This is a genomic window from Paenibacillus sp. sgz302191, assembly GCF_057749925.1.
On record NZ_JBYLHY010000028.1, the window covers coordinates 65664 to 81817 of the forward strand.

General features: G+C 51.9%; 13 protein-coding genes. 5 read left to right on the forward strand and 8 right to left on the reverse strand.

Annotated elements, in window-relative coordinates:
- The first annotated feature begins 128 nt into the window (after positions 1–128).
- A complete protein-coding gene (gene argH, locus AC3G2T_RS30040) occupies positions 129–1544 on the forward strand; it encodes an argininosuccinate lyase (RefSeq protein ID WP_488437831.1) in 1416 nt (471 codons plus the stop codon).
- A 438-nt stretch (positions 1545–1982) separates the two neighbouring features.
- Here argH and AC3G2T_RS30045 read toward each other — a convergent pair whose 3' ends face one another.
- The 3 genes from AC3G2T_RS30045 to AC3G2T_RS30055 form a co-directional block, all read right to left on the reverse strand.
- On the reverse strand, positions 1983–2864 hold the full coding sequence (locus tag AC3G2T_RS30045; protein ID WP_488437832.1) for a DUF4097 family beta strand repeat-containing protein: 882 nt from the start codon (positions 2862–2864) through the stop codon (positions 1983–1985).
- 2 nt (positions 2865–2866) lie between these two features.
- Positions 2867–3577: an HAAS signaling domain-containing protein gene (locus tag AC3G2T_RS30050; RefSeq protein WP_474684300.1), complete on the reverse strand. Its 711-nt coding sequence runs from the start codon at positions 3575–3577 to the stop codon at positions 2867–2869.
- Between the two features lie 130 nt (positions 3578–3707).
- Positions 3708–5177 carry a VanW family protein gene (locus AC3G2T_RS30055; protein WP_488437833.1) on the reverse strand — a complete coding sequence of 490 codons (1470 nt, stop codon included), beginning with the start codon at positions 5175–5177 and terminating at the stop codon, positions 3708–3710.
- Between the two features lie 173 nt (positions 5178–5350).
- On the opposite strand from AC3G2T_RS30055, the gene AC3G2T_RS30060 reads away from it, so the two are divergent.
- On the forward strand, positions 5351–5800 hold the full coding sequence (locus tag AC3G2T_RS30060) for a hypothetical protein (RefSeq protein ID WP_474684298.1): 450 nt from the start codon (positions 5351–5353) through the stop codon (positions 5798–5800).
- Positions 5801–5983: 183 nt separating this feature from the next.
- Here the strand turns inward: AC3G2T_RS30060 and AC3G2T_RS30065 are convergent, their stop codons facing one another.
- The 5 genes from AC3G2T_RS30065 to AC3G2T_RS30085 form a co-directional block, all read right to left on the reverse strand.
- Complete coding sequence (locus AC3G2T_RS30065; RefSeq protein ID WP_474684297.1) at positions 5984–7114, reverse strand: RCC1 domain-containing protein; 1131 nt, start codon at positions 7112–7114, stop codon at positions 5984–5986.
- A 194-nt stretch (positions 7115–7308) separates the two neighbouring features.
- Positions 7309–8142, reverse strand: coding sequence for a carbohydrate ABC transporter permease (locus tag AC3G2T_RS30070; RefSeq protein WP_474684296.1), 834 nt, complete (start codon positions 8140–8142; stop codon positions 7309–7311).
- Between the two features lie 18 nt (positions 8143–8160).
- A complete protein-coding gene (locus tag AC3G2T_RS30075; RefSeq protein WP_488437834.1) occupies positions 8161–9057 on the reverse strand; it encodes a carbohydrate ABC transporter permease in 897 nt (298 codons plus the stop codon).
- Between the two features lie 81 nt (positions 9058–9138).
- Complete coding sequence (locus tag AC3G2T_RS30080; protein WP_474684294.1) at positions 9139–10449, reverse strand: ABC transporter substrate-binding protein; 1311 nt, start codon at positions 10447–10449, stop codon at positions 9139–9141.
- A 169-nt stretch (positions 10450–10618) separates the two neighbouring features.
- On the reverse strand, positions 10619–12718 hold the full coding sequence (locus AC3G2T_RS30085) for an amylo-alpha-1,6-glucosidase (RefSeq protein WP_488437835.1): 2100 nt from the start codon (positions 12716–12718) through the stop codon (positions 10619–10621).
- A gap of 376 nt (positions 12719–13094) precedes the next feature.
- On the opposite strand from AC3G2T_RS30085, the gene AC3G2T_RS30090 reads away from it, so the two are divergent.
- The 3 genes from AC3G2T_RS30090 to ftsX all read left to right on the forward strand — a co-directional run bounded on the left by AC3G2T_RS30090 (position 13095) and on the right by ftsX (position 16139).
- Positions 13095–14114, forward strand: coding sequence for a LacI family DNA-binding transcriptional regulator (locus tag AC3G2T_RS30090; protein WP_474684292.1), 1020 nt, complete (start codon positions 13095–13097; stop codon positions 14112–14114).
- Positions 14115–14545: 431 nt separating this feature from the next.
- The gene (gene ftsE / locus AC3G2T_RS30095; RefSeq protein ID WP_474684291.1) at positions 14546–15232 is read left to right on the forward strand and encodes a cell division ATP-binding protein FtsE; all 687 of its coding nucleotides are present in this window, start codon (positions 14546–14548) and stop codon (positions 15230–15232) included.
- Positions 15222–16139 carry a permease-like cell division protein FtsX gene (ftsX, locus tag AC3G2T_RS30100; protein ID WP_474684290.1) on the forward strand — a complete coding sequence of 306 codons (918 nt, stop codon included), beginning with the start codon at positions 15222–15224 and terminating at the stop codon, positions 16137–16139. The genes ftsE and ftsX overlap by 11 nt, the downstream gene beginning before the upstream one ends.
- The last annotated feature ends 15 nt before the right edge of the window (positions 16140–16154 follow it).

A 16154-nucleotide genomic window follows, 5' to 3' on the forward strand; every position in this document is an offset into this window, starting at 1 on the left:
ATAGAGCGCATCATATAGGCTTTCCTGTCTGCGGGCGGAAAGCCTTTGGGCTATAGCGTGCGGCGGCTCCCCGGTTTGCGGGGGCGCTTGCAGCGGTACGGTGGCCATACGAGAGGAGAGTATTCCCTGTGTCAAAGCTTTGGGGTGGACGTTTTACGAAACAAACCGACCAATTGGTCGAAGAATATACGGCTTCCATTACATTCGATAAAGAGCTGGCCGAAGAAGACATTCAAGGCAGCCTTGCGCATGTGACGATGCTGGGCAAGTGCGGCATTTTGCCTGCCGACGATGTGGAGAAAATCAAAGACGGACTTCACGCGGTACAGGGCATGATCCGCCGCGGCGAATTGGAATATACGGTTCAGAACGAAGATATTCACATGAATATCGAAAAGACGCTGATCGACCTGATCGGCCCGGTCGGCGGTAAGCTGCACACCGGCCGCAGCCGCAACGACCAGGTGGCGACCGACATGCATCTCTACCTGCGCAAGCGCGTGGTCGAGTTCGTCGGCCTGCTGATCAAGCTGCAGGAGGCTTTGCTTGGTCAGGCGAAGAACAATCTCGATACGATTGTTCCCGGTTATACGCATCTGCAGCGCGCGCAGCCGATTTTGTTTGCGCATCACATGATGGCTTACGTCAGCATGTTCCAGCGCGACCTTGAGCGCCTGCAGGACAGCTACAAGCGCATCAACACGCTGCCGCTCGGCGCCGGTGCGCTCGCCGGCACGACGTTCGCGATCGACCGCCATTTTGTAGCGGCCGAGCTCGGGTTTGACCGCGTGTACGAGAACAGCCTGGATGCGGTCAGCGACCGCGACTTCATCCTGGAATTCCTCTCGCACGCGTCGATGATCATGATGCACCTTTCACGCCTCTGCGAGGAAATGGTGCTCTGGTCCAGCACGGAGTTCGCGTTTGTCGAACTCGACGATGCTTTCTGCACCGGCAGCTCGATCATGCCGCAGAAAAAAAATCCGGACGTCGCCGAACTCGTCCGCGGCAAAACCGGCCGCGTCTACGGCAACCTGTTCGGTCTGATGACCGTGCTCAAGGCGCTGCCGCTGGCTTACAACAAAGACATGCAGGAAGACAAAGAGGGCATGTTCGATACGGTTCGCACGCTGCAAGGTGCGCTGCAGCTGTTCGCACCGATGGTGTCCACGATGAAGGTGAACAAAGAGCGGATGCGGCAAGCGGTGAACCAGGACTTTTCCAATGCGACCGATATCGCGGATTACCTCGTGAACAAAGGGCTTCCGTTCCGTCAGGCACATGAAGTCATCGGCAAAACGGTGCTCTACTGCATCCAGAACAAAAAGTATTTGCTGGATATGAGCATCGAAGAATTCAAAAGCTTCTCCAGCCTGTTCGAAGCTGACATTTATAAGGTGCTTCAGCCTGAACAGGTTGTGAACGCCCGCAACGTCTTTGGCGGAACAGCCAGCAACCAGGTATCCGCCGCCATCGGCCGCGCGGAAGAAGTGCTGAAGCAGTCGAACGAGTGGTTCCAGACGTATTTGGAAAAAAGCAGATAAGCTGCCGATCCGATCCGGCACAAAAAAGGGCGTCCCAAAAATCAATTTATGAGTTTTCTTGCCCTGCTATGCCTTGAAAAAGGACCTCAATTCCCCGCTTGGTAGTGGGATTTGAGGTCCTTTTGCTTGATTTTGGGCTGTTCCCGTGGTTGCGAGCATTTATGGGACAGCCCTGTTTTGTTTTGCCGCTAAAGAAGGCGCGATAGCGGCCCGGCCAGGTGGTAGCTGGCAGGTGGTAGCTGACAGGTGGCAGCGCAGGCGGCCCGAAAAATCTGCGAAAGTGCAGGCTTTTTCGATAAAAGTGGCTCGTTTCGGCGAAAAGCCTGCGATTGTACAGGAATTTTGGCTGAAAATGGCTCTGAGCTCGTGTATGAGCTGAAAAACCTGCATTTTTGCAGGTTTTTGTACGCAGCACCGCCAGTGAGCGCCTTTTTCCGTCTAGTATTTTTCGACCTTGATCGATCCGGTACTAGTTTGCGCAAGCACTTTTTTATTGCCGTCGCCAATCGTGCCCGTTATGGCGTTGCGATTGTTCTCCGATACGTCGACTCCCGGCACATCCAAGGTGACTTTGCCGACATCCGAAGAGAGGTCGAACTTGACGGAGGGCGGAACGGAGCCTAATTGAAGTTTGACAGATCCGGTATCCGTTCTAATATTAACGTTATCCCCGACTTCCCTCAGCTTTGTTTCAATACTCCCCGTGTTCGTCCGCAACCGCACGTTCCCTTGACCGTCGCCTACCGTAATCCGGCCCGTGTCGCTTCTCAGTTCGAGATCGTTGCCTTCGAACCGGTCGAGAGCTATGGCGCCGGTGTCGGATTTGACGACCAGTTGTTCGGCTTTGACATTTTTTAGCTGAATGGCGCCGGTATTCGATTTCACATTAATGGATTTGAACATTTTGTCGGGAATCATGACTTCCGTTTTTAGGCGGTTTTCGTGATTGGCAATCAAATTTTTTAATTCGTCGATATCAATGCCGATGTGAAACTTGTTCTTCTTATGGCATACGTTGACTGTCCAGGTGCTGGAATCTTCCGTCGCGTCAATGGTGCAGTCTTTGGCAAGAGTTTCGCTGGCGGTTCCGACCAACCGTACTTTAATCTCATCGGTATTTGAAGGAATAAAGGTGACGCCCCCATAGACGGTGTTGATGTTAAGAGCATCGATGCCGGCGGCGTTGATTTTCTGATCGACATCGACATTTATGATGCCGGAGTTGAAATCGGTCTCCTTGAACGCGATCGCCGTCCCCGTCAAGCCAACGGCCAGGCAGACAAAGCCGAGCAGCATAAAAAATTTCATTCCAAGCTTCATGACTATGCCCCCTTGATCAGCTTCGCGTTGAATTGGATGTATTTCCAGGTAATTTTGAAAAACCATTTGAACAGCCAGGTGGCAGAGGTGGTCAGGATGATTCCGAGGCCGAAGCAGGCGAGCATTGCGAATATAATCAGCTTAAGATCCTGCCCGGGATTTTCCCACATGCTGCCGATAACGCCTATGACCGGTGCTATAGTTAAAGCGAACCCGCCGACGAACAAGGCGATGAGGGCGGCGAATAATCCGAACCAGGGGCCGACGACAACGAGCAGATTAAAAAAACCGAGCGTAATGCTGACGATAATGGGTTTAACGCTCGATTCGGGTTTGACCGGGTATGGATAAGGATAAGGCGGCATATTCGCAAAGGAATGAGCCGCGTGGGGGTTGGCGTAATAGTTTGTGTCCGGGATCGGCTCGTGCCGCGGTTGCGGCTGAGGCTGGGGCGGTTCAGGCTTGGAAAAAGAAGCCGTCCGATTCGCATCCGGAGCCGCCGGTTTCGTTTTTTCCTGAGGGGTTTCACGCACCGCTTCCCAGTTGGGCACCCGGGGGTATCCCAGGGATTGTGCGACCTCGTCCTCGTGCTTCCCGTTCGCGATAGCTTTTTGAAATAGCTCTTCATATACCGATAATATATTATTACGTTCCTTTTCAGGAAGTCCGCGCAGTCTGTAGTTTAATTCTTTAAAATAATCCGCTTTGCTCATCGCTTCTTGCCTCCTTCATTGCTCCTATGTACCTAAGAATAAAAGAAAAAAGTCATAATGACCTAGTATCTAGAGTCATATGACCTGTCACTACTTCTATAAAGTAAGCGAGCCTGAAAGGAGGAAAAACCTAGCGAAAAGCGGGTCCCTTGATGCCGTCTTCAACGATCGGCTGCTGACCTGGAGCGGTGTAATTTCCGTCGTCCGGTTTGAAATCGCCGCTGTTGGAAGCGACGAGGGTCGGCACGGGCGAATATTGATCTTTGGAGATCAGCTCTTGGCTGACAAGCTGGCCGTCCTGGCGTTTGTAGCGGTACGTTTCCACGATATATCCGACTTTCCCCGTGCTGATCGGTTGGGTTGTGCCGCGGAGAAGGGCCGGGTTGTGCACATATTTTACCGGCGGCAAAATCGTCTTCACTATGCGGGATTCAATGTCATAGGTGGTGGAGGCAGACATGCTTCCAAAAAGCTTGACGGTCACGTCGCGGTCGGACGCAATGGTGCGAATGAGCAAATAAGCGCCGGTATTGTTGCGGAATTTGAAATTAATATAGCCATTGGCGAAAGTGGCATCCTGGCCGAGCGGCACGTAGCTGACAGGCAGCGAATGGTTGCGCCTCTCGACGATTTCCAGACCCGTCCGCAGTACGGCGTTGTACAAAGTCGAGGACACTTGGCAAATGCCGCCGCCGATGCCGGGAACAAGCTTGCCGTTCAAAATGACCGGCGCTTCTTTGTAGCCGAAGCGGGCTTCGGTTTGGGCGATAATTTTGCTGTAATCGAACGTATCGCCGGGCACGAGAAGCAGATCGTGGATCGTTGCCGCCGTCGAGCGGATATTATAAATGCGCCCTTCTCCCGATGAGGGGAAGGAAGTAGTGAATTCGCTGATTTTGCGTTCGATTCCTTGTTTTTTCAGGGAATCGACGGTGACGGAGGATTGTTCCGTATAGAGCGGTATGGCAACTTTTACCGGTGGCATTCCGCTTTGCAGCGTGCCGATCGGCGGAATCCGCGCTTCAAGCTCTTTCCGCAGCGTAATCGTATCGAATCGGGGCACGCCGCGTTCACTTTCGTATTGGATCGTGTCATCGGCATTCACGATGCGGCGGGCCGCGGCAGGCTTACGGCCATACAGCTCTTTCCAGGCTTGTTTCACCGCGGCATTCAGCTTGTTCGGGTCGATGGAAGCCTGCAGCGGCAATTGGGCTTTGGCTAACGACCATCTGGCGGCAATGCGGTCGGCGAGCGAACCTTGAAACAAGCGCTGCATCGCGGTATCCAGCTGCTCTCTATGAACGACCAGTCCCAAATCTTCAAGCGACAGGTCTTTAGCGGCGATATTGGGATGCGCAGATTCCAGATGCACTTTGAGGGAAGAAAGCAGCTTCAACTGCTGATTCAACTGCTGCTGAAAAGCGGTATAGCGCATGCCGCCCGCCTTCCAGCCCGCAACCTGCAAATGAGCGGGCAACTGCTGTCCGGTTCCGTATTTGTACAGAGCTCCGCCTGCGACGCCGGCCAATAGGACGATGATGATCGATGCGGCGAGCCAATATTTGCGGGCAGGCGATGGGCGCAGCAAATTCGATGGCATGGAACAGCGTCTCCTTTGCACTCGGATAAAAGAAGTCAAGCAAACCAATGCCTGTACTACCATATGTATCGTCGGCAAAAGGATTTTAGTACTTCCGGTCGTCGGGCCTTCGACGGTGGCGTGCCTGGCAATAGAAAGACCATGCCGTTCTACGGTTGCAGAAGGGCATGGTCTTGTTTTACACATTCTGGGTTCGGGAGGGATGGTTTAGAGTAAAGTTTGAGCTCGAACGCGTTGGAGAAGCTGGGCCGTGCCGCAAAACAGTGCCTTTCGCCTGTATCTACCGATTTCCGCCCATTTTCAGCCCGTTTTCCACCCAAGTTCCGTTTGTTTTCCTCCCGATTTCCGCCTGTCTTCCGCTCAAGTTCCACCGAGTCCACCAAGTCCGCCGAGTCTACCCGTCTTTCGCGGCAAAGCCTGCAAAACTAGCAAAACCTGCAAAAGTGCAGGAATTTTCGTTGGAACCGGCACGTTTAGGGGAAAAGCCTGCGATTGTGCAGGAATTTCTGATCGTGAGAGGCCAAAACCCAAGTTTTAGCTATAAAACCTGCACATTTGCAGGAATTGTTCGGAGGCAAGCATATCAACAGCAAAAGCCTGCACTTTTGCAGGCTTTTTGCTAAATCGCCAAGTAGATGCATGAGTTGAAACGGTTGGGTTTCGCGATAGTCCCATTTTGCAGAATTTCCGCTAATTGGCCAAGCCCCTGCGCAGGGGCGCCCTTAACGAGCTGGCGGTGCAAGAAAGCTTTGTCTTTCTATCTAGCGGGTTGGCCGCCAATTAGCCTGGCATTATTTTCGCACAGATCACTTGCTTGATGGCAGCTTGACTGGGATTGGAACGGCGCTGTTTTTAAAGCTGGCGTCTCCGAGTTGTCCTGCCTGATTTTGTCCCCATGCCCACAGCTTGCCGTCTTTGGTCACGGCTACCGCATGGTCATAGCCCAATGCCACGGAGGTGACATTCTTTAGGTCCTCGATATTTCTCAGTTTATCATTCCATACAGGAGAATCCGTTCCCAAGGCACCGCCTATTATACCTACGGTTCCGTCTTTTTTCACTACCACGGTTGTATAGAAACCTGTATAAATTGAAGCGGCGTCTTTCAAGCTTTCAATGAGGACGGGGCGGGTAACCTCGTCAACTTTCGGAATTCCGAGCGATCCTAATCTGTTCGATCCCCAGCCCCACACGGAGCCGTCTTTCTTCGTCGCAAAGTAGTGTCCCGATTGGCCGTGCGATAAGGCTACAACGTTGCTCAATCCCTCAATTTGATGTGCTTTATAGTCGGTGTTTGCTGCGAGTTCGGAATACGCGAACCATTCCCATACCGTTCCGTCTTCTTTCAGAATAATCACGTTGCCGTGGCCACCGGTCGTAATCTCCTTGGCCTTCTCGATATTGGTGAGTTTCACGGGCGTGGTCGAGTAAGGCTCAGGGAGCCGAGTCCAAACTTTGCCGTCCTCATCCAGGGCGGCAGCCAGGCCGTTCATAGCAGAAATTTTCGTAATATGAGATAGTTCCTTGATCTGTTTAGGAGCAGGGAATTCCGAGATTTTCTTGGCTTCGTTGTACTTGCGGCCCCAATCCCAAACCGTCCCGTCCTTCTTCAAGATCAAATCGCCGTTTCCGTATTGGGCAGCTATGGATTGGACGTTGTCCAGGCCTTGCATAAGCTCCGGCTTATTGTCCCGTAACTTGACTGGGTCCGAGCCGCCGCCGTCGGCTACGCCGCCCCAATACCAGACCTTGCCGTCGTCACTGTAGGCGACGCTGTGGTAATCCGATGCCGTAACGGCAATCGTCGGAGCCTTTTTGTCCGAGTCCGAACTCGGCGCAGCAAGCGCCTGAACCCCGGCTGTTAGCGACAAAGCGGCGACGAGCAGCATCGTGCGGCAAGTGCGGCCCACGATGGCCGTTTGCAAGTTGAATTTCATACATTTCACTCCTTGAATAGGGTATGTTAATATTTTCCTTAAGAATAGACGCAAGTTTATTGTATAAAGTTTCATATTATCCTTAATTTTCAATTGGTCATACGCAATCAAGCTCACCTGTACATGTATTTCCCAAAAGAAAAAACCATGTCGCTCTACAGTTGCAGAAGCACATGGCCTTGTTTCAACAGTTGTTATTTGGTTCCGGTAAACGTAATGCCTTTGATGAAAAATTTGTTGCCGAATGCATACACGAGCAAAGCCGGCAAGGTAAAGACCATCGACGCGGCCATAATATAGTTCCAGTACGAAATGTACTGGCCTTTGAACGTGTTCATGCCCAGAGGAAGCGTGAACATGGCGCGTTCGGACATGAAGAGCAGCGGCTTAAGGAATTCGTTCCACGATCCCATAAAAGTGAAGATCGCCATTGCCGCCAGCGGCGGTCCGGCGAGCGGGAGCGCTACCCGGAAAAACATGCCGAGACGCGACATGCCGTCCATTTCGGAAGCTTCCTCCAACTCTTTGGGAAAACTGATGAAAAACTGCCGCATCATGAAAATGTAGGTTGCTTGCACGGCCGCGGGAATAATCAGCGCCTGGAAGCTGTTCAGCCAGCCGATATCTTTAATGATCAGGTATTGCGGAATCAGCGTAACCTTATCCGGTACCATCAGAATGCTCAATATGAAGAAGAAAATAAGCTTGCTGCCGGGAAAATCAAATCTTGCCAGGGCGTACCCGGCCATAGAGTTTAGCAGCAGGTTCAGCAGAGTAACGGACAAACCGACAAATACGCTATTGATAAACCAGCGGGGGAACATTTGCTCGTTGGTAAATATATATTTGTAGTTATCGAGCGTAAAATGCTTGGGAATAAACGACAATCCGGTTGTGGAAATTTCCGCGAGCGTTTTGAACGAAGCGGAGAGCGCCCACAAGAACGGAACTACGGTAACGACCGCATAGAAGAACAGCATGAGATAAGTCAACGCGCGCACAATCATGCGGGTTTTGGATGCCGCCATTTTCGGGACTCTCCTTTCCTAGTTCAATTTTTCCTCGCCGAACAGTTTGCGTTGAATCAAGGTAACGACCATAATGGCGCAGGCCAGCATAAAAGCCAAAGCGGAGGCGTAGCCCATATCCAGGTTTTTGAAAGCATATTGGTAAATCAGCAGTACGAGGGTCAGCGTCGAGTTGTCGGGCCCCCCGGAGCCGTTGGATAAAATATAAGCCTGGTCGAACAATTGGAATGTGCCGATCAGCCCCATCGTCACGACGAAAAAGGTAACCGGCTTCAGCATGGGCACGGTAATGGAGATGAACTTGCGCCACGTTCCGGCGCCGTCCAGCCCTGCGGCCTCGTACAGCGTATCGGGAATATCCTGCAGCGCTGCCAGGTAAATAACCATAAATTGCGGCGCCGTGGAAAAAATATTCATAATCATAATGCCTTTGAGGGCGACGCTCGGATCCCCCAGCCAGTTATAGCTGTCCATGCCAAGCATATTGAGGATATCGTTGAGCAGTCCGTCGGATTTGTAGATCCACATGAAGATGAGTGTCAGTACCGCGGATGAAGTAACGGTCGGCATAAAATAGACGACCCGGAAAAAATTGCGGAACCGTATTTTGGAATTCAGCACGGAGGCCATCAGCATGGCGACAATCGTTTGCACGGGCACGACATACAGCGCGTATTCGACGGTATTGCGCAGCCCGATCCAGGCGCGTTCGTCATCCGCGATGCGGGTGAAATTGCGCAGGCCGATAAATTTGTAGTTGACGCCGCCGAGCAGTTCTACCTTATGGAGAGAAAGAAAGACCGCGTATAAAATCGGCAGCAAAAAGAAGGCGCCAAGCACAATAAGCGAAGGCGATACGAACAAATATCCGGATATGACGTCCCGCCATTTGCGGCGGTTCCAGCGGTTTTTCATTGGATTGCTCCCCCTTTCCTCAAAAATGCCGTAAAAGAGGAAGCTTCTCCTCTTTTACGGTCGTTACTAACGTCTATCCGGTTATTTGCTTGCGGCGATCTCTTTGTTGGCTGTTTCTTGCGCCTTTTTGAGCGCCTCTTCCAGAGATACTTTGCCCTGGTAGGCGGAGATGAATTGGTTGTTGAAGTTGTTCATAATTGTCGGCAGCGTTTCTTTGGCTTGCCATGGAATCGAGTAGGAGTTTCCGGCTACGAGCGCAGCGCGCAGCGGATCTTTGTCAAAACCAAGCTCTTTGGACACGGATTTGCGGGATGGCAGCGCCAGACCTTTGCTGGTCCACGTTTTCATGCCTTCTTTGCCGGTCAGGTAGGAGATCAGCTCCCATGCTTCCTGTTTATGCTTGGAATTTTTGTTCATGACGTAAGCAACGGTGTAGGCCATCGTTGATTTTTTGCCAAGGACGGTCGGAACTTCCGCCGTGCCGAAATCAAGATCCTTGAATGTGTTTTGCAGGTAAGGAATCGCCCAGTTGCCTTCGATCACCATCGAAGCTTTGTGCTGGCCGAACATTTCGCCGCCCCAGCCTGCGCCGAGATCTTTCGGCTCGCCTGCGGATTTGTCCTTCAGGTGCATGTCAACGACCGGCTGCAGCCCCTTCAACGCTTCAGGGGACGAGAAAGCCGCGTTGCCGTTGTCGTCGGACACTTTGCCGCCGGCCGCTTGAATCATGAACATTTGACGGGCCAGCTCGGGAGCCGTACCGAATCCGTAACGGGATACTTTGCCGCCGTCAGCCTGCGTCAGTTTTTTGGCGGCGTCCTGGAGCTCTTCCCAAGTAGTCGGAACTTTGGTGATGCCGGCGTCCGCAAAATCTTTTTTGTTATAAAATAACGCCAGAGTGGACGTATCTTTCGGGAAGCCGTAGCTTTTGCCGTCCTTGCCTTTAAAGGCGTTGACCAGCGGTTCTTCGAAATCGGCGACGTCAAATTCAGGCTTCACGTAGCTGTCGAGCGGTTCGAGCACGTTTTTGGCAATCAGGCCCGGCGCTTCGAAAGCGTCAAGGAAGAACACGTCGGCTCCTTCGCCGCCCACCAGACGCGTCTTGATTACGTCCATGTATTGGTCCGCGATGACGTCGAATTTGACCGTGATGTTTGGATGTTTGGTTTGAAAATCTTTCAGCACCTGCTGGAACAGAGCTGTTTCTTCAGGACTGGAGCCCCAGCCGTTCAACGTAATCGTAACGGGTTCCGAAGATTTGGATTGGCCGCCCGCCGTAGCCGCAGGAGCGGATGGGGCAGGGGACGCACTGTTCTGGCTGCTGCCGCAGCCGGAAATGACGATCATCGAAGATAACGCAACGAGTGAAATGCCAGTAAGCCATTTTTTCATAGATAATGCCTCCCTTTTTTTTCCACATAAGAATGTTTAAGTTCTTTAGCGCTAAAGCGCGTAGAACAGCATTCTTATTGGCGAATAAACCTACCTCTGAACGCGGTCGCTCATCTTCGAAAAGGCCTCGATAGAGGTTTATCTCACCTATCTCTAAGCGTCTATACGTTTATGAATGAAGCACTTGAAGACCGGTCGTATTATGGAGCACGTCGACTGCAATCTTGTGCGATTGCGGGTCAAGCTGAACGTGCAGGCTCAATTTGCCCTGCGCTAACGTCATGTGGTGGACTTTCAGCTCGGTCATTCCCGCCGGAAGCACCGGATTCAAGCGGATCGTGCCGCCCAGCGCGTCAGGCTCGATCCCCAGCATCGTTTGCAGGAATATCAGCGGCGTGCCTGCCGCCCAAGCTTGCGGCGAGCAAGCTACCGGATACGGCACAGGTTCCCCGACGGATTCGTCGTATCCGCAGAAAAGCTCAGGCAGCCTGTCGTATTCGAAGCTTTCCGCCGCCTTCATCAAGCCTTTGATGACCTGCAGCGTCTCTTCCTTGTAGCCGCAGCGACTCATGCCTAGCAGCACGAGCGAGTTGTCGTGCGGCCAAATGCTGCCGTCGTGGTAACTCATCGGGTTGTACCCCGACGATTCCGTGCTCATCGTGCGGATTCCGTACCCGCTGAACATATCCGCGGCAACGAGTCTGCGCACTACGGATTTGGCCCGGTCAGGCTGCAGCATGCCGGACATCAGAACGTGGCCCGGGTTGGTCGTCACGGACTGCACCTGCTGCTTGTCGGCATCCAGCGCGATCGCGTAGAAGCCTTCGTCCTCCATCCAGAAGCTGTCCTCGAACTTCTGTCTCAGCTCTTCCGCGGAACGCTCCAGCTCGCCGGCCAACTGCTCTTTGCCCAGCTTGTGGAGGATCGGGGCGAGCTTCGTTTTTGCATGATACACGTAGCCTTGCACTTCTGCCAGCGCGATTGGCGCTTTGGCATAATCGCCGTTCTTGTGCACGACCGAGTCGCCGGAATCTTTCCAGCCCTGGTTGGCGATGCCTTTGGACGATTTTTGATAGTATTCCACAAATCGGTCTCCGTCCGCATCTCCGAACAGATCAATCCACTTGAGCGCGTTTTCAATGTTCGGCATCAACTGCTCGATCAGCGCCGTATCCCCGGTCCAGTCGACGTATTCGGCGGCCAGTAGAAGGAATAGAGGCGTCGCGTCAATCGTACCGTAATATGGCGTAAAAGGAACCTGATTCGTCAGCGCCAACTCGCCGTAACGAATTTCGTGCATGATTTTGCCCGGCTCTTCATCGCGCCATACGTCTTCTTTGGTGCCTTGATATGCGGCCAGCGTGAGCAGCGTGCCTTTGGCCACGTTCGGCTCTGCCGGCAGCATTTGCAGGGCGGCTATCAGACTGTCGCGGCCGAACGGCACCGAATACCACGGCAGCCCGGCTACCGGGAATCGCCCATAGCCGAGATCGGTGAGCAGCACCCGCAGGTCTTGAAGTCCGCGGTTGTACAGGCGGTTGAACAGCGGGTGATCGCTCTCCACGGAAGCGGTATTGTCGTCCCACTCCTTGTAGGAAGCTTGCAGCTGCTCGATCGCTTGCCCGGCCGGAACTTGCTTCGGTCCTTCGCCGTCAATGAAAGGAGCGATGAAGAAAGTGACGGACTGGCGCTCTTTGGGAGCCAGCTCAAAGCTGTAAGCGATGGTGCCGTCTTCGCCGATCGACGTTTCCGCGCGATCCCAGAGGATGTGCGTCTGACGGGTTACGCCGTCGGAGCCTTTGTATCCTTTGATCAGCTTCCCTTGCTCGCGAACATCCGGGAGCGTGTCCCCGAACGTGCCGTTCTGAAAGCCGCGAACGACGAACATGTCGGCGAAGTCGCTTTCGAAACGGGCGGTAAAGTCGAACGCCACAGGTTTCGGATAAAAGTTGGTAAATGATACGGTTTCGTAAAGCGCTCCTTCATAAATGAATCGTTGTCTTTCCAGTTCTACGGATTCTCTCCAAAGAATCAACTGCCCATCCGATTCCATATGAGGGTTTGTCAAGCGAATGGCAGCGATATAATTCGTTCCTGCGGATGAACTGAGCAGAATCGGCTTTTTGCCGTTGATCCGGATTTCGAAGCCGCTCAGGAAGCGGGTATCCTTCGTATACAGACCGTGACCTGCTTCATTGCCAGCGGGAATATCGCCGGTTTTATCGGTCATCAGAAAGAGATCGTTCTCTTTAATGACGCGGTAATCCATTCGGGCCACCTCTTTTCTCTGTGTTTTCTTGATGCATCCATGTGCATTCTAATTACCGAAACGTTTCGGATAAATTTGAAAAGAAGGGGAAAAGTGAAAGAAGTGGAATTAATCCGTATCATTTCCTTTTTCCCGCTTAATGATTCAACCGTTGTAGCGACTAAAATATTTCCGAAACGTTTTGGTAATCTCTATTTTTGATTATACATAACGATCTATTCGTTGACAATCCCCTAAAAACACTTTTTTAAGCGTTTTCAAAAAGCGGATAATTAACGTTGAAACTCTAAGGGTAATATATTAATATAGAATTTATACGAAAATTGAATGAAATATTGCCAAAACGTTTTGGAAAAGGGGCGAACACGCAAACCATATGATTACGATTAAAGATATCGCAAGAGAAGCGGGCGTGTCCGTCACAACCGTTTCCCGCGCGCTTAACGGATATGACGATGTGAGCGAAGATACCCGAAAAAAAATTCAGCTTATCGCGGAGGGGCTTGGTTACAGTCCGAATATGGCCGCCCGCAGCTTGATTTCCAAAAAAACGAAAACGCTCGGGCTGCTGCTTTCCGGCATTACCCGCAACAGCTCCAAAGACAGCATTGCGTTTGAAACTTTATGCGGCATGAACGACCGGGCCGGGGAGCTGAATTACGATCTCATTCTGTTCAGCACGACGCCGCAGAAGCAGGCCGCAAAATCGTACAAATCGCTGTGCCAGGAGCGCGGCGTCGACGGCGTCATTATTATGGGCATCCGGTTGGACGACCCTTATTTAAAAGAAATCGTCGGCTCCAAGCTGCCTTGCGTGCTTATCGACATTCCTTTTAAGAACAGCAATGTCGGCTATGTGACATCGGACAACGTTCAAGGCGCATACCGGATGACCAAATATTTGATCGATCAGGGTCACCGCAAGGTGGCGCTTGTGAACGGCCATGCCCAGGCCGACGTCAGCATCAAGCGTCTGGACGGCTATCGGCAGGCGCTGCAGCAAGCCGGCATCCCGTTCGAGGAAGAGCTGGTGCTCGACGGAGGGTTCGCCGATGACAGTGCCCGCGACGCCACTTATCGGCTGATGTCGCAGCACCCCGACGTTACCGCGATTTTTTGCGCCAGCGACTTGATGGCGTTGGGCACGATGCAGGCGCTTCGCGGCCTTGGACTGAGCATTCCGGGCGATGTGTCGGTGGCCGGGTTCGACAACATCAGCATTTCCGCGTACTGCTCCCCGGCATTGACCACCGTAAGTCAAAACCCCTACGAAATCGGCTATCAATCCGCGCAAATGATGATCGACATGCTGGAAGGACGTCAGGTTGCCAAACAACTGGTACTCCCTACCGAAGTACTGGTCCGAGCCAGTGTCGCGGCGCCCAGAGCGCATTAATCCGGCGCTGCATCCCAATTCGCTAAATATGACGAATAACGAATCTCCAAAGGCCGGGCGCGGCTTTTGGAGATTTTTTGCAATCGGGGGGGCTTGGTCGTTTGGAAGGGTATGGCACGAAGATGGCAGAATCGTTCGTTCGTGAGCCGGCTTGGGGGGCGCGATACTCGGTTTAGGTAGGGAGCCTGAATTGTTGGCGTGGCCAATGGCTTATCCGAGAGCGAAAAACTGCACTATTGCGGGTTTTCTCTGCGCCGCTTGGGCTGCCCAGAGAAGCTTTTTCGTTTGCAAATGCCAGAGGCGAAAGAATCATATTTTCTCGGAAAATGATATAATAGTGGCAAAGTTCACGAAATATCTTGCGAAGTAAAGGATTTTCGTCTTTTATGTCGAAAGTATATAGGCTATCTATATGATTGGGATGTGATATTGTGATCGAAATGCAGGACGTATGGAAAACATACTCCAACGGTACTCATGCATTGCGAGGGATTAACATAAAGGTGGACCGCAACGAGTTCGTGTATGTTGTGGGGCCGTCCGGAGCCGGTAAATCGACGTTTATGAAATTGATGTATAGAGAAGAGAAGCCGAGCAAAGGGCAAATTTTTGTGAACGGCTTTAATTTGGAAAAGCTGAAACAGCGCAAAATCCCGTATGTGCGCCGGAATATTGGCGTTATTTTCCAGGATTACCGACTTTTGCCTAAGCTGAATGTGTTTGAAAATATCGCTTTCGCCATGGAAGTTATCGAAGCCCCCAAGAAGCAGATCAAGAAGCGCACCATGGAGGTGCTGGAGCTTGTAAAGCTGAAGGATAAAGCGAATTCCCTGCCTTCCCAGCTGTCTGGCGGCGAGCAGCAGAGGGTGGCTATTGCCCGGGCAATAGTGAACAATCCTTCCGTCATTATTGCCGACGAACCGACAGGAAATTTGGATCCCGACACGTCATGGGGAATCATGAAGCTTATGGAGGAAATCAACTTCCGCGGCACTACGATTGTTATGGCCACTCACAACAAAGAAATCGTCAACACGATGCGCAAAAGGGTCATTGCGATAGAGCAGGGCATTATTGCTCGTGACGAAGTGCGGGGGGAATACGGCTATGAAGATTAGTACGGCCGCTCGTCATTTGCGGGAAGGCGCGAAGAACATTATCCGCAACGGGTGGATGACGTTCGCTTCGATCAGTTCGATCGCGATTTCTCTGTTCATTCTTGGAATTTTTGTACTGATTACTTTAAACATCAACGATATTACAGGCCAGATCGAGAAGCAGGTTGAGATCAACGTTTATTTGGAGGTCAACACGCCGCAAGATCAGATCACACTTTTGGCAAGCCAGATCAAAGATATCCCGGAAGTGAAAACAGTCAAGTTCGTTTCCAAGGAAGAAGGACTCGTTTATTTGCGGGGCAAGCTTGGCGAGAGCGGCAATGAGCTGTTGGAAGGTTTTGACGGCAGCAACAATCCGCTGAATGACTCGTTTACCGTCGAGGTCGGCGATCCGCATAACGTAGTGGCGGCAGCCGATAAAATTGCCGCGCTGAATCTGGGCAAGGACCCTAAGCCGATCTATAAAGTGAATTATGGCAAAGGAACTGTCGAAACGCTGTTTAAAGTCACCGAAATCATCCGTTGGGTTGGCATCGGCATTGTTATTCTGTTATCGTTCACCGCAGTATTTCTCATTGCCAATACGATCAAAATTACAATTTTGGCGCGCCGCAAGGAGATCGCCATTATGAAGCTCGTCGGCGCAACCAACTCTTTCATACGTTGGCCGTTTTTTATCGAAGGCGCCTTGATAGGATTCGTAGGCTCTATTATTCCGACCGGATTGATAGTAAGCGGGTACTGGAAGCTTATGAACATAGGATCGCTGGATATGAACCTGCTCATGATCAAACTGACGCCGTTCCACAAGATCGCAATTACGCTAATCCCGCTGCTTATTGGCATCGGCATCATCATCGGAATATGGGGAAGTCTGATTTCCGTCCGCAAATTTTTGCGCGTATAAGCGAGCAGTCCATAG